The 13,811-nt window shown below is 73.5% G+C and carries 11 protein-coding genes; 7 read left to right on the forward strand and 4 right to left on the reverse strand.

Annotation, left to right across the window (positions count from 1 at the left end):
• Positions 1 to 85: 85 nt before the first annotated feature.
• Complete coding sequence (locus tag ACTRO_RS19485; protein WP_245594684.1) at positions 86 to 1,300, forward strand: sensor histidine kinase; 1,215 nt, start codon at positions 86 to 88, stop codon at positions 1,298 to 1,300.
• On the forward strand, positions 1,288 to 1,932 hold the full coding sequence (locus tag ACTRO_RS19490; protein WP_034265015.1) for a LuxR C-terminal-related transcriptional regulator: 645 nt from the start codon (positions 1,288 to 1,290) through the stop codon (positions 1,930 to 1,932). The genes ACTRO_RS19485 and ACTRO_RS19490 overlap by 13 nt, the downstream gene beginning before the upstream one ends.
• 131 nt (positions 1,933 to 2,063) lie before the next feature.
• On the opposite strand, the gene ACTRO_RS19495 is transcribed toward ACTRO_RS19490, so the two are convergent.
• The 3 genes from ACTRO_RS19495 to ACTRO_RS19505 all read right to left on the reverse strand — a co-directional run bounded on the left by ACTRO_RS19495 (position 2,064) and on the right by ACTRO_RS19505 (position 4,524).
• A complete protein-coding gene (locus ACTRO_RS19495) occupies positions 2,064 to 2,360 on the reverse strand; it encodes an acyl carrier protein (protein WP_034265019.1) in 297 nt (98 codons plus the stop codon).
• A gap of 348 nt (positions 2,361 to 2,708) precedes the next feature.
• Entirely contained in the window at positions 2,709 to 3,662 is a 954-nt protein-coding gene (locus tag ACTRO_RS19500) for a ribose-phosphate diphosphokinase (RefSeq protein WP_034265022.1), read from the reverse strand.
• 148 nt (positions 3,663 to 3,810) lie between these two features.
• Complete coding sequence (locus tag ACTRO_RS19505; RefSeq protein ID WP_245594427.1) at positions 3,811 to 4,524, reverse strand: 4'-phosphopantetheinyl transferase family protein; 714 nt, start codon at positions 4,522 to 4,524, stop codon at positions 3,811 to 3,813.
• Between the two features lie 244 nt (positions 4,525 to 4,768).
• Between ACTRO_RS19505 and ACTRO_RS19510 the strand changes: the two genes are divergently transcribed.
• From ACTRO_RS19510 to ACTRO_RS19530, 5 genes are all read left to right on the forward strand, one after another.
• On the forward strand, positions 4,769 to 6,904 hold the full coding sequence (locus ACTRO_RS19510; protein ID WP_157436337.1) for an AAA family ATPase: 2,136 nt from the start codon (positions 4,769 to 4,771) through the stop codon (positions 6,902 to 6,904).
• A 113-nt stretch (positions 6,905 to 7,017) separates the two neighbouring features.
• Positions 7,018 to 8,058 carry an NAD(P)H-dependent flavin oxidoreductase gene (locus ACTRO_RS19515; RefSeq protein WP_084316392.1) on the forward strand — a complete coding sequence of 347 codons (1,041 nt, stop codon included), beginning with the start codon at positions 7,018 to 7,020 and terminating at the stop codon, positions 8,056 to 8,058.
• A 15-nt stretch (positions 8,059 to 8,073) separates the two neighbouring features.
• Positions 8,074 to 8,697, forward strand: a complete 624-nt coding sequence (locus ACTRO_RS19520) for a riboflavin biosynthesis intermediates N-glycosidase (protein ID WP_063628260.1) — start codon at positions 8,074 to 8,076, stop codon at positions 8,695 to 8,697.
• 129 nt (positions 8,698 to 8,826) lie between these two features.
• Complete coding sequence (locus tag ACTRO_RS19525; protein WP_034265029.1) at positions 8,827 to 9,702, forward strand: alpha/beta fold hydrolase; 876 nt, start codon at positions 8,827 to 8,829, stop codon at positions 9,700 to 9,702.
• 432 nt (positions 9,703 to 10,134) lie between these two features.
• On the forward strand, positions 10,135 to 10,356 hold the full coding sequence (locus ACTRO_RS19530) for a hypothetical protein (RefSeq protein WP_034265032.1): 222 nt from the start codon (positions 10,135 to 10,137) through the stop codon (positions 10,354 to 10,356).
• 109 nt (positions 10,357 to 10,465) lie between these two features.
• Here ACTRO_RS19530 and ACTRO_RS19535 read toward each other — a convergent pair whose 3' ends face one another.
• Entirely contained in the window at positions 10,466 to 13,777 is a 3,312-nt protein-coding gene (locus tag ACTRO_RS19535; RefSeq protein WP_034265035.1) for a S41 family peptidase, read from the reverse strand.
• Positions 13,778 to 13,811 lie beyond the last annotated feature (34 nt).

Genomic DNA, 13,811 nt, shown 5'->3' on the forward strand with positions numbered 1-13,811 from the left:
CGTGTGGTGGGGTTTTCCCCACCGCTTCATCGGCGGGATGGCTCTTAAGCTGGGAGAAGACAGCATTCGGGCGGAGAGGGACGTGATGGGCGGACGAGGGGACGCGCTGCGGCGCACCATGCTGCGGGACCTGCCGCGCACGGTGGGGCAAGGGCTGACCGAGTCGCTGCTCGCGCTGTTCGGCGGCGTCCCGCTGCTCGTCCTGTCGCTGGTCGGAGTCGGCCTGGTGCCGCTCGGCGTCGGCCTGCTGCTCGCGCCGGCCGCGCTGCACGGGGTCCGTTCACTCGCGCAGCTGAGACGCCGACGAGCGGCGCAGTGGCTCGGCGCGCCGGTCGCCGAGCCCTACCGGGCGGATCAGCGCCACGTTTTCCGGGATCCGGCGACGTGGCGGGATCTGCTCTGGCTGGCCGTCAACATCCCGGTCGGGTTGGCCCTCGGACTGGTCCCGCTGATCTTCGTCGGCGGCGGGATCAACTTCGTCGTGCTGGGCACGGTCTGGGGGTTCTCCATGTGGCCGGACCCGATGATCTCGATCCTCGCGTTTCTCCTCGCCGCGCTCCTGCTGTGCCTCGCGCCCGCGGCCGGCCGCGGCGCGCTCAAGCTGAACGCGCTGGTCAGCTCGGGCATGCTGGCGCCGAGCCGCCGGGCGCTGGCCGCACGGGTCGAGGGGCTGACCCGGTCGCGGGCCGAGGTGCGCGACGCGTCGGCGTTGGAGCTGCGGCGGATCGAGCGCGATCTGCACGACGGCGCGCAGGCCCGGCTGGCCGCGCTCGGGCTGAGCATCGGGCTGGCCGAGCAGCTGGTCCACCAGAACCCTGACGAGGCCGTACAGATCCTGACCGAGGCCCGGGCCTCGAGCGGGCAGGCGCTGGCGGACCTGCGCAGCCTGGTGCGCGGGATCCTGCCGCCGGTGCTGGCCGAACGCGGCCTGGAGGGGGCGGTCGCGGCGCTGGCGGCCGCGCTGCCGCTGCCGGTCGAGGTGCGCTTCGAGCCGGGGGTCGCAATGCCCGAACCCGCGGAGTCCGCGCTCTACTTCGCCATAGCCGAGGCGCTCGCGAACGTGGCCAAGCACAGCGAGGCCCGGCGGGCCGTGGTGCGGGTGGGCAACACCGGGCAGGGCTCCGCGGCCCGGATCGTGGCCCGGATCGAGGACGACGGCGTGGGCGGCGCCGACCCGGCGGCCGGCAGCGGGCTGCGCGGCGTGGAGCGTAGGCTCGCCGCGTTCGACGGCGTCGTGGCCGTCGCGAGCCCGGCCGGCGGCCCGACCGTGGTGACATTGGAGGTACCGTGCGGGTATTGATCGCCGAGGACCAGGTCCTGCTCCGGGACGGCCTCATCAGGCTGCTGACGGCCTTCGAGATGGAGGTGGTCGCGGCCGTCGACAACGGGCCCGAGCTCGAGCGGGCGCTGGTCGAGCTGCGACCCGACGTCTCGGTGGTGGACGTGCGGCTGCCGCCGACCTTCACGAACGAGGGGCTGAGCGCGGCCATCGCCGGTCGGGCCCGGGTCCCCGGCCTGCCGATCCTGATCCTCTCCCAGCACGTGGAGCCGCTCTACGCCCGCGAACTGCTCTCCGACGGCGGGCACGGGCTCGGCTATCTGCTCAAGGACCGGGTCTCGGACGTGCGCCGCTTCGTCGAGGCGGTGCGCGCGGTGGCCGAGGGCGGCACCGCGATGGATCCCGAGGTCATCACGGCCCTGCTGCTGCGGCGCTCGCGCGAGGCACCGCTGCTGAGCCTGACCGCGCGCGAGCGGGAGGTGCTGGCGGTGATGGCGGAAGGGCGCACCAACGCCGGGATCGCGGCACGGCTGGTGGTCTCGGAGAAGGCCGTGAGCAAACACATCAACAACATCTTCATGAAGCTCGGCCTGTACCCCGACGAAGACGACAACCGCCGCGTGCTCGCCGTGCTCGCCTACCTCAACGGCTGAGCCGCGCCCCCTGGTATACCCGGAGCGAAACGATCGTCGAATCCGGGCGTGAATCAGGACTCTGTTTTATTTCGGCGCCCGCGCCCCGCCGCGGGCGGCATGGTCGGCTGGAATATCCCGGAGCGGAATTTCTATGCGGCCTCAGGCTCAATGATCCGATCCCTGAGGTAATCGGCCACGGCGGCCGGACTCTGGTACAGCCGGGTCAGGTTCGCCGGCAGATCGAGCCCGGTGCGGGCGGCCAGCCGGACCCGGACCTCGGTCCGGGCCAGGGAATCGAGGCCCTGATCTCGGAAGGAACGGGCCGGGTCGACGCACCAGCGGGCGCCCGGCTTGAAATCGCGCAACACCTCGGCGGTGATTTCGCGCACCAACTCCCCCACGGTATCGACCGGGGCCTCGTACGGGGATGATCCGAACTCGAGCATAGTCCAACTCCACAGGCTCGCTCTTAAGGGATGCGTCACTCGCGGATTCGACCTGAGGCAGCCGTAACTCACGGCTATCCCTTTGATCTCCCTTTAACGCCCCTGCCAAACAGTGTAGTCGAGAACTGAGCTAACCCGGACCACCGTCTCACCCGGTGATCTCGCCCTGTTCAGCTCGATCTTTGCGACGCGGGGAACCGGTGCGGAAAAGATTTGAAAATGCAATTGCGCGCGGCCCCGGCCCGGCCCCGGCCGGCCTCCCGCAGGCCCCTGATCAACACGGCGCCCGCCGGTCCCTGGCCGATACGGCCGGGGCGCGGCGGGCGCCGTGGGGCGGACGGGACGGCTCTACCCGAGCGGGGCCTGGAACAGGGCGCTGACGGACTCGCCGTTGTGGATCCGGCGCACCGCCTCGGCCAGCGCCGGCGCCACCGAGAGGACCGTCAACTTCTCCGTGCGCTCCTCGACCGGCGGCAGCGGCACCGTGTTGGTGCACACGATCTCCAGCACGTCCGGCTGGTCGCTCAGCCGCTTGAGCGCGCCGGACGCGAACAGCCCGTGCGTGCAGGCCACCCGGACCGAGGCGGCGCCGAGGTCGCGCAGCCGGTCGAGTACCTCGAGCACGGTGCTGCCCTTGGCGATCTCGTCGTCGAGCACGATCACGTCCCGCCCGGCGATCTCGCCGATCACGGAGGTGATCACCACCCGGTCGTCGGCCAGCCGCTGCTTGGCCCCGGCCGCCACCGGCAGCCCGAGCAGCCGCCCGAACGCGGCCGCCTCCTTGACGTTGCCGAGGTCGGGCGAGACCACGACCGCGTTGCCGAGGTCGTACTGGCGGAAGTGCAGGGCGAGCTCGCGCAGCGCGTGCAGGTGGTCCACCGGCACGCTGAAGAACCCGTGCACCTGCGGGGAGTGCAGCGCCATCGCCAGCACCCGGCCGGCCCCGGCCGTCACCAGCAGGTCGGCCACCAGCCGGGCCCCTATGGAGATGCGGGGCGCGTCCTTCTTGTCCGAGCGGGCGTAGGCGTAGTAGGGCATGACCACGGTGGTGCGGGCGGCCGAGGCGCCCCGCGCGGCGTCGAGCATCAGCAGCAGCTCGACGAGGTGCTCCTGAACCGGCGTCACCAGGGGCTGGATCAGGAAGACGTCCCGCTCGCGGCAGTTCTCCTGCAGCTGGACCTCGAGGCAGTCGGTGGAGAAGCGGCTGACCCGGACCGGATGCAGCGGGACACCGAGGTGCGAACACACTTCGGCGGCCAGCTCGCGGTGGGCGCTGCCGCTGAAGACGGCGATGTCGCGCATGGGTATGGTCCTCCGTCGCTCGGGCGGTGTCGCTCCCATGGTCGCAGAACCCATGATCGATGCGCGAGGGCTGGAGCCGTCGGTGGCGCGGTACGGGGGGCCGGCCGGCGGGCGCCGCGGCTGATGCGCCGTCAGCCGCGTGAGCCTTTCAGCGGGGGAGCACGATGGCGGTCAGGATCAGGTCCTCGCGCACCAGCCAGCGCCCGGTGAACCCGGTCAGCTCGCGGCCTTGGAACAGTGGCCCGGGCACACCCAGCCTGGCGGTGAACCGCCCGTGCTCCGGCTCGAACGTCACCGCCGCGTCCTCGAAGTCGAGCCAGCGTTCGGCGAGCGGGTACCAGGCCTTGTAGACGGCCTCCTTGGCGCAGAAGAGCAACCGGTCCCAGTGCACCGACGGCTCGATCCCGGCCAGCCGCTCCAGCCGGTCGCGTTCCTCCGGCAGGCTGATCAGCTTGAGCAGGCCGTCCGGCAGCTCGGCGTTGGGCTCGGCGTCGATGCCGATGGTGGCGATCTGCGCGGTGCGCGCGAGCACCGCGCCGCGGTAGCCGGCGCAGTGCGTGATGCTGCCGATGATCCCGGCCGGCCAGAGCGGCTCGCCGCGCGGGCCGGCCGGGATCGCCCGGGGCGGCAGGTCGAGCCGGGCCAGGGCGCGGCGGGCGCAGGCGCGGCCGGTGGCGAACTCGGCGCGGCGGGAGGGCACCGCGCGCTCGACCCGCTCGACCTCACCCGGCAGCGGCTCCTCGCCGAGGTCGCGCCGGGTGTCCACGGCCACGGCGGGCTCGGGCACGATCGTCGCGATCAGGGCGGGCGCCCCGTCGTCGCGGAGCGGCTGCGTCGGGGTCGCGGACTGGGCGCTTTCCATGGCAATGATCGTAGACACCGGGCGGGCCGCGGTACACCGCGGGCGGCCGCGACGGCGCCGTCGGGCCGCGCCGCCGCGTGCGGCCCAGATCGACATTCCCCGGTGGTTTCCTGAAGGAGGGCCAAGAATTCGCGCCCTCACACGCTCGAGACGGAAAATCCACCTCAACCATTCCCTTCCGCGATACGTGTGTGTTGTCATAGGGAGCCCACAGGGCATGGGCTTCGCTCGAGGGGGCGCGACTATGACTGAGGCAGGCAAAGACGCCGGCCGTGGAGCGGGTGGGGGCGCGGAGCGCACCTGCCGTTTGCCGTACCTGCTACGGGAACCGGTGGGCCGTGAGCGCGAGTCTGCGTGGCTGGACGAGGTCTCGGCGCCCGGGCCGGCGGTGGGCGGTGCCGCGCCGCAGGTCGCCGCTTCGGCCGCGGTCGCGCTCGTCACCGGCCCGGCCGGGGTGGGCAAGACCGCGTTGGCCGTGCACTGGGCCGGGCACGCGCGCGCCCGCTTCCCGGACGGCCTGCTCTACGCGGATCTGCGCGGCCGCACGGCGGCGCCGGAGCGGTCGGCCGAGGTGCTCGGCCGCTTCCTGCGCGCGCTCGGCACCGCGGCGGAGCAGCCGCCGAAAGACCCGGGCGAAATGCTCCTGCATTACCGCTCGCTGCTCAAAGACCGCAGAATTCTCATCGTGCTCGACGACGCCGCATCAGTCACACAAGTCAGCTCACTGCTTCCGGACATTGGACCTTGCATGGTGATGGTCACCAGTCGCACCGAGCTCACCGGGATCGAAGGCGCGCGGCATCTCATGCTCGACGCCGTCGACTTCACCCCCGCCTACCGCGCCCTGCCGAAGCCGGCCCGGCGCCTGCTGCGCCTGCTCGGCCTGCACCCCGGGCCCGAGCTGTGCCTGCCCGCCGCGGCCGCACTGGCCGGCCTCGAACCGGCGCACACCCAGCCGCTGCTCGACGCGCTCGCCGAGGCCGGGCTGATCGAGTCGCTGCCGACGATCCCGGCGCGGCTGCGCCTGCCGGACGCCGTCGCCGCCTTCGCCCTGGCGCGAGCCGAGCGGGAGGAGCCGGCCGAGGAGCTCAGGGTCGCGCGACGGCGGGTGCTGCAGTGGTACCTGCACGGCTCCTATCTGGCGAGCGGGCACGCCGACCTGGACTGCTACCGCGCCGTCGAGCTCTCCTTCACCATGGCCCGGCACCGGCCGCCGGTGATCGCGGGCCCGCGCGCGGCCCTGGAGTGGTACGACCGGGAGTGGACCAACCTGCTCTCGGCGCTCGACGCGGCCGAGGAGCACGGCTTCCCCGACCTGCTCTGGCAGCTCGCCGCGACGCTGCGGCACGCGTACCTGCGGCCGGACCGGGTGGAGGCCTGCCTCGCGCTGCAGCGGATCGCGCTCGCCTCGGCCCGCCGCCGGCGCAACCGGCACGCCGAGGCGGTCACGCTCGACAGTCTCGCCCTCGCGCTGCGCCGGGCCGGCCGGCTCGAGGAGGCCGGGGAGGCCAACCGCTCGGCCATCGCGCTCTGGCAGCTGCGCGGCGAGCGGCTGCCCGAGGCGCTGGCCCGGCTGACCCAGGCGCGGCTGCTGGCGGACGAACGCGACTGGTCGCACGCCGTCCCGCTCGGCTGGGCGATCGTGGCGAGCGCGGAAGGCCTCGGCGAGCGGCGGCTCGAGGCGGCGGCCCTCGGCCTGTTGGCCGAGGGGTACGCCGAGACCTGCCGGTTCGAGGAGGCAAGGCTGCTGCTGCACGAGGCGGTGGCGATCTACCGCGCCGAGCCGTGGGCGGTGGGCCTGGCCGACGCCCTGTGGAACACCAGCAGGGTACTGCGCCAGGTCGGCCGCCCGGCCGCCGCGCTCGGCCCGGCCCGGGACGCGCTGGCGCAGGCCGAGCTCACCTCGGACGGCGTCCGGCAGGGCCGCACCCTGCTCGAGCTCGCCCGGGTCTGGCACGCGAACGGCCACGACGAGAAGGCGCTGGCCACCTTCCAGCGTGCCACCGCCCAGGCGCGGCTGTGCCTGGACCGCGGCGGCGAGGCGCGGGCCCTCGGCAGCGTCGCCGAGTACTACCGCGCCCACGGCGACCTGAGCGCGGCGCACGCGTTCGACGAGCGGGCGGTCGAGATCTCCCGCATCGCCGGCGACCGCTGGCAGCTGGCGCTGAGCCTGGATCAGGCGGCCGAGACGCTCGATCGGCTCAAGCAGAGCGTGGCGGCGCGGCGGGCGCGGCAGGAGGCGTACGCCTTGTTCGAGCCGTTCGACGAACCGCGGGCGCACCAGGCGCGGGGCGCACTCGCCGGCGCGCTCGACCCGGGACCACCTTCTAGGCTGAACCACAGAGACCGGCGGACCGTGCACGACGGCGGGCCCGGCTAGCAGCCGGCTAGCGCCGTCGGCCTTCGCCCGCGCACCGCGCACCGCGACCTCCGGGTGGCACCGCAACCCCGCGCAGCGCGCGACCCGGCCACGGCGCAACCCCTGTGAGGACCATGATGACCGAGCGTTCCGCCTTCTCCCCCGACGATCTCGCCGTGCCGCTGATCCAGGCGCCGATGGCCGGCGGGCCGTCCGCTCCGGTGCTCGCCGCGGCGGTCGGCTCTGCCGGCGCGCTCGGGTTCCTGGCAGGCGGGTACCTGCCGACGGCGACGCTGGGCGCGCAGATCGTCGAGCTGCGGGCGTCGCTCGGCGGCGGCGTGCCGTTCGGCGTCAACCTGTTCGTGCCGCAGCCGGTGGCCGAGCCGCACGCGGTGGCCGCGTACCGTGAGGGGCTGGCGGCGGAGGCCGAGCAGCTCGGCGTCACGCTGCCGGAGCCGGATCTCGAGGACACCGGCGACTGGGCGGAGAAGATCAGCCTGCTGCTTCAAGACCCGGTGCCGGTGGTCTCCTTCACCTTCGGCCTGCCCGAGGCCGAGGTGATCGCTCGACTGCGCAGCCAGGGCACATACACCGTGGCCACGGTGACGACGCGCGACGAAGCACGCGCGGCCCAGGCAGTCGGCGTGGACGCGTTGTGCGTGCAGGGTCCTGAGGCGGGCGGCCACCGGGGCACGTTCGACCCGGCTGCCGCTCCGTCGACGACCTCGCTCGACGAACTCCTCGGCCAGGTCTCCGCGGTCGTCGATCTCCCGCTCATCGCCGCGGGCGGCGTCAGCACCGCGAAGGACGTGGCCCGGCTGCGCGCCGCGGGCGCGCGGCTCGTCCAGGCGGGCACGGCGTTCCTGCGCGCGGACGAGGCCGGGACGCAGCCGTTGCACCAAGCGGCGTTGGCCGACGAGCGGTTCACCGAGACCGTGCTCACCCGGGCGTTCTCGGGTCGCTGGGCCCGCGCCCTGCGCAACGGCTTCACCGACCGTCATCCGCACGCCCCCGCCGCGTACCCGGCGCTGCATCAGCTGACGAGTCCGCTGCGGGCCGAGGCGGTGCGGCGCTCGGACGCGGACTGGCTCAGCCTCTACGCCGGAGTCGGCTTCCGTGCGGCGCGAGCGGAGCCGGCCGCAGCGATCGTCGCGCGGCTGAGCGCCGCGGCGTAGGGCATGATGGCGCGCATGCAGAGCACGGGTGAGCGGACGACCGACGATCCCCCGGCCGTCGCCGGCGCTGCGACCGCGGCGCGCAGGCGGGCGGAGTTGGTCGAGGCGATCGAGTCGGGCGCCACGCCGAAATGGCTGATGTTCTGGGGCCACCGGCCGGAGCGGGACGGGTCGATCGGCAAGGGCTGCCTCTCCCAGTGGTGGCCGTGCCGCTTCTCCGTGGACGGCGTCGCCTACTCCTCGGCCGAGCACTGGATGATGGCCGGCAAGGCCCGCCTGTTCGAGGACGAGCAGGCGCTCGCCCGCATCCTGGCGGCCCCGACGCCGGCCGAGGCGAAGAACCTGGGACGCACCGTGCGCGGCTTCGACGACGACCGCTGGGCCGACGCCTGCTTCGACCTGGTGGCGGCGGGCAACGTGGCGAAGTTCGGGCAGGACCCGGCCCTGCGCGACTACCTGCTCGGCACCCGGGCACGGGTGCTGGTCGAGGCCAGCCCGGTGGACCGGGTCTGGGGCATCGGCCTCGCCGCCGACGACCCGCGCGCCGCCGACCCGCGCCGGTGGCGCGGCGGCAACCTGCTCGGCTTCGCGCTGATGCAGGCGCGCGAGGAACTCGCCGCACTGCAGACACACGAGTAGCCGAGCGCCGCCGACTGAGCGCTCGGATACGATTCCTTCACAGAATTCTCATACATCCTTCACAGCACACTCATATCGCCTCTATGGTTCTGCGATCGGGTATCGGCAGACGACTGAGGGGAACCGCACGTGCTCCAGGACTACGCCACCGGCACCGTGGCATCGGCGGACGGGACGAAGATCGGCTTCAGGTACCGCGGGAGCGGACCGGCTGTGGTGCTGGTGCACGGCTCGATGGAATCAGGGCTCAACCACGTGGCGCTGGCCGACGCGCTCGCGGACCGGTACACGGTCTTCCTGCCGGACCGGCGCGGGCGCGGACTGAGCGGTCCGCACGCGGCGGACCACAGCCTGGCCACCGAGGTCGCCGACATCCACGCGGTGGTGGCGCAGGCGGGGGCGAGCCGGATATTCGGAGTGAGCGCGGGCGGCCTGGTCGCGCTCGCGACCGCGCGCCGGCACGGCCGCCTGATCGACAAGGTCGCGCTCTACGAGCCGGCGCTCGTGCTCGCCGACTCCTTCTACGACAACGCCTGGCTGCCCCGGTTCGACGCGCAGATCGCCGCCGGCAAGGTCACCGCGGCCATGGTCACCTCGATGTTCGCGCTACGCCTGGCCCCGACCGGTCTGAAGGTCATCCCGCGCCCGCTGCTCGCCGCGCTCACCGGCATGATGCTCAGCGGCGAGGACAAGGCCGCCGGTCCCGGCGACGTCACCATGCGCCGCCTCGCCCCGACCATCCGGTACGAGGGCGTCATCATCGGCGAGGCCAAGGGCACCGAAGCGGAATACGCCGACGTCGCCGCCGAGGTGCTGCTGCTCAGCGGCGGCAGAGGCCTGGCATGGCTCCGCCCCGGCCGCGACGCGCTCGTTCGTACGCTGCCTCACTCGCGGACGGTGGAGTACCCCGAACTGGACCACGGCGGCTCCAGCGACGTCACGAAGGCGAACCCCAAGGGGCGGCCCGACTTGGTTGCCCGGGACCTCAGCAAGTTCTATGCCTAGACGCGCCTGCTACCTCGGCCCTGGCACCTACGCTTCGCTACGGTGCCGGGGCCTACGTACGGGCGCACGGCAACCTGTTGCTTTTTGGGGCACGGCCCCAAGCCCCGCGCCGGGGACACCCCGGACCCCGCGCATGGCTTGGGCGGGTGGTGAGGGATGGTCGGCGGCTGGGCGAGGGCTGGGGCTGCGCAGGATGACGGGGAGTATCAGGGCTCGTAGGCTCTGCGGGTTCTGGGTAGGCGGCGCAGCGATGTCCGTGTTTGCTGGGGTCCGTGCGAGAAGTGGGCGCGGGTGCGCTGACCTGGGCGGGGAATCGGGGCGGGTGGGGGCGCTCACCTGAGCGGCGTAGCTGCGATTTGTCCGGAATGCGGCGATTATCGGATCGTGTCAGATTTGGTCTTGCCCCAGTCAAAACACTCTCAAGGAGGAGACATGGGCAAGAAGGGAAAGGCTCAGCGCAAGCCCGCTCGGGCTCAGCAGCAGGCCGCCCGTCCCGGCCAGGACGCCTTCGGCGAGGCCGATGAGCGTTCGGCATATCCCGGCCAGTCGCAGCGGTCTGACGCCATGGGCGAGACCGGCGAGCGTTCCGCGCAGCCGGGACGTGGCCAGGGCCAGCGCGCGAAGCGCCCCGGGCAGAAGGGCGCGAATGTCTGACGGGACTGATTCGCGCTAGGTAGGCCCTGCACGGGGCGCGCCCAACGGGTGCGCCCCGTTTGCATGCGCGGAACAGGGCTGCGGGGAACGGGGGCGGGCGCGCTTTCGGCTAGGAGTTGCCGCGCGGGGGCAGCGGGGGGCGGCGGCGGTCGGGGCGGGGGGTGGAGGTGGGCGGCTCCGCGGCGGCCGGGCGCTTCTCGAGCAGGTCGAGGGCCACCTGCACGGCCGCCTCCAGCTGCGTGTTGCGGCCGGATTCCCAGTCCAGCGGGCCGCGCACGACCTCCACGTCCGGCTCGACGCCGTGGTTCTCGATGCCGAAGCCCACGCCGGGGAACCACGCGGCGTTGCGCGGGACGGTGATCTGGGTGCCGTCCACCAGCGTGTGGCGCCCGGTCATCCCCACCACGCCGCCCCAGGTCCGCTGGCCGACCACCGGGCCGAGGCCGAGCTCGCGGAAGGCCGCGACGATCACGTCGCCGTCCGAGCTGGTCGCCTCGTCGGCGATCGCCACGACCGGGCCGCGCAGCGCGTCGCGCGGGTAGCGGGCCGGGCGCCGGCCGCGGGTGAAGTCCCAGGCCAGCACCTTCCGGCTGAGCTTGTCGAGCACCAGCTGGGAGACGTTGCCGCCGGCGTTGCCGCGCACGTCGAGGACGAGGGCCGGGTAGTTGAACTCGCGGCGCAGGTCGCGGTTGAACTGGGCCCAGCCGGAGCCGCCGAGGTCCGGGATGTGCAGGTAGCCGCAGCGGCCTTCACTCAGTTGGCGTACTTTCGCGCGGCGCTGCAGCACCGTGTCCTGGTAGCGGACCGGCCGCTCGTCGCTCAGCGGGGTGACCGCGATCCGGCGCAGCGAGCCGTCCGCCGCGGTACGCAGCACCACCTCGATCGTGGTGCCGCCGGTGCCGGCGAGCAGCGGAAGCGGGCCGAGCAGCGGGTCCGGGGCGCGGCCGGCGATCTCCACCACCTCGTCGCCGGGCCGCACGCCGTGCGCGGCGAGCGGGGCGCGGGCGCGCGGGTCGGAGGACTCGCCGGTCAGCACCCGGTCGATCAGCCAGCGGCCCTGCTCGTCGCGGTGCACGTCCACGCCGAGCAGGCCGAGCGGACGCTGCGGCCGGGCCGGCCCTTCTCCGAGCCGCGAGGCGACCACGTAGGCGTGCGAGGTGCCGAGCTCGCCCAGCAGCTCCTGCAGCACGTCGCTGAAGTCGTCCGGGCTGGCCACCCGGGCGATCAGCGGCTCGTACTGCTCGGTCAGCGCGTCCCAGTCGAGCCCGCACATGCCCGGGTCCCAGTACTGGTCGCGCACCACGCGCGCGGCCTCGCGGTAGGCCTGGCGCCATTCGGCCGCCGGGTCCACCGTGTGCGTGATCCGCCGCAGGTCCACGGTGAACGCGCGGTCCGGGTCGGCGATGCTCAGCACGCTGAGTTCGCCGTCGCTCAAGTACACCAGGGCGGTGCCGTCGCCGGAGACCGCGTACGCGTCGACGTCCTCGGCCAGCACCTCGGTCTGGCCGGCGTCGAGGTCGAAGTACTCGAGCACGGGCTGGCCGGACAGGTCGTCCGGGTTGGCGAAGGTCTGGCCGAGCGCGCCGGAGATGGGCCAGCGCAGCCACACCACGCCGCCGTCCACCGGCGCCGGATCCGAGTACTTCGAGGCGATCACCGGGAACGGCAGCAGCCGCTCCACCAGCGCGTCCGGGTCGACCCGGACGGTGCCGTCGTTGGCCGGCGGGGCCAGCGCGGTGCCGTCCGGGGCGCGGCCCTCGACCGGGATGGAGAAGGGCGCGAGCACGTCCACGGCCAGCGGCACCAGGTAGGGCCGGCAGCCGAGCGGGAAGGACATGTCGCCGGTGTGCACGTCGTGCACCGGATCGAAGCCGCGCCAGGAGAGGAAGACCAGGTAGTGCCCGTCCCGGGTGAAGCAGGGTCCTTCGTCCTCGAACCGTCCGGTGGTGACGTCGTAGATCTTGTCGGACGCGGCGATCTGCACCAGCCGGATCCGCCGCAGCGACTTGTGCGCGACCGCCTGCGACCAGGCCAGCCACTTCGAGTCGGGCGAGAAGGCGAGGCCGGTGAGCGGGCCGTAGGCGGAGCGGACCACGTCGCGCACGGCCCCGTCCGCGGCCTGCACCAGCAGCAGCCGGCCGTCGCTGGTGGCGACGGCGAAGACCGAGCCGTCGGGCGCGGCGGTGAACGCGACCACGCGTCCGATCGCGCCGCGGGCGATGACCCGCGGCGCGGGGACGGGCGGCGGCTGCTCCCAGCCGCCGGTGTCGGCCACGTCGCCCGGCCCGAGCCGGTCGGCCGGGGCGCTGTGCCCGGGCGAGGGCGCGATCGCGATCTCGTCCTCGCCCTCGGCGTCGCTGACCCAGGCGACCTCGTCCGCGCCGATCAGCGCCGGCAGCCGGTTGTGCACGCCCGGCGTGTCGGCCAGGACCCGGGCCGGGCCGTCGTGGTGGGTGAGCCAGTAGAGGCTGCCGCGCACCTGCACCACGCTCGCCCGGCCGTCCCGGTCGCAGTCGAAGCCGCCGAGGTTGTAGGACGCGGGGACCTGATACGGGCGGCGTCCGGTGCGGGCGCCGCCGAGCGGGATGTCGAGCGCGCGCGGGGCCGGGTGTTCCAGGCTCTCGAGCAGGTAGAGGTCGCCGGCGTGCTGGTAGACCACGCGTTCGCCGTCGGTGGCCGCGTTGCGGGCGTAGAAGGTGTCGTGGTCGCTGTGCCGGCGCAGGTCGGTGCCGTCGGGACGGCAGGAGTAGAGGTTGCCGATGCCCTCGTGGTCGGACAGGAAGGCCACCCGCAGCGGTCCCCCGCCGCCGTCTTCGCCGCCGATGAGCATGGGCGCGGCCAGGTGGCCGCCGATGCCCTCGAGCAGCCGCTGCCCGTCCAGCCAGAGACGTCCGGTCGCGCCGCCCCGGTAGCGTTTCCAGCCCGCCGGCTCGTGCGACGGGGTGCCGGTGAGCAGCAGCACGTGTTCGGAGGTGACGGCGGCTTCGGACACCGGCCCCCAGGGCAGCCGGCTGGCGAGCGAGCCGTCCAAGGGCAGCGAGTACGCCCACGTATAGCGGCTGAAGGGCTGGTGGAACGAGGAGACGCCGAGGATCTGACCGCCCGGCAGCCAGCCGAGCACGCGCGTGTCGTCGCTGCCGGACCAGCTCAGCCGCATCGCCGGGCCGCCCTCGACCGCGGTGGTCCACACCTCCGGCGTCGGGGCGAGCCAGCTCGTCCAGGCCAGGGTGGCGCCGTCCGGCGAGATCCGCGGGTTGGCCACCCGCATCCGGTCCGCGGTCACCCGCCAGGCGCGGCCCACCGAGCCGTCGGCGGCGAGCGCGGCGAGCCAGACGTCGTCCTCGGCCACGAAGGTCAGCAGCGAGCCGCGAACGTGGGGATAGCGCAGGTAGCCGGGCCCGTGTTCGCTGCGCGACTGCATAGATCAATGCTTGGACAGTCCCGGGGCCCGGGCA

The sequence above is a fragment of the Actinospica robiniae DSM 44927 genome (assembly GCF_000504285.1).
GTDB classification, from domain to species: domain Bacteria; phylum Actinomycetota; class Actinomycetes; order Streptomycetales; family Catenulisporaceae; genus Actinospica; species Actinospica robiniae.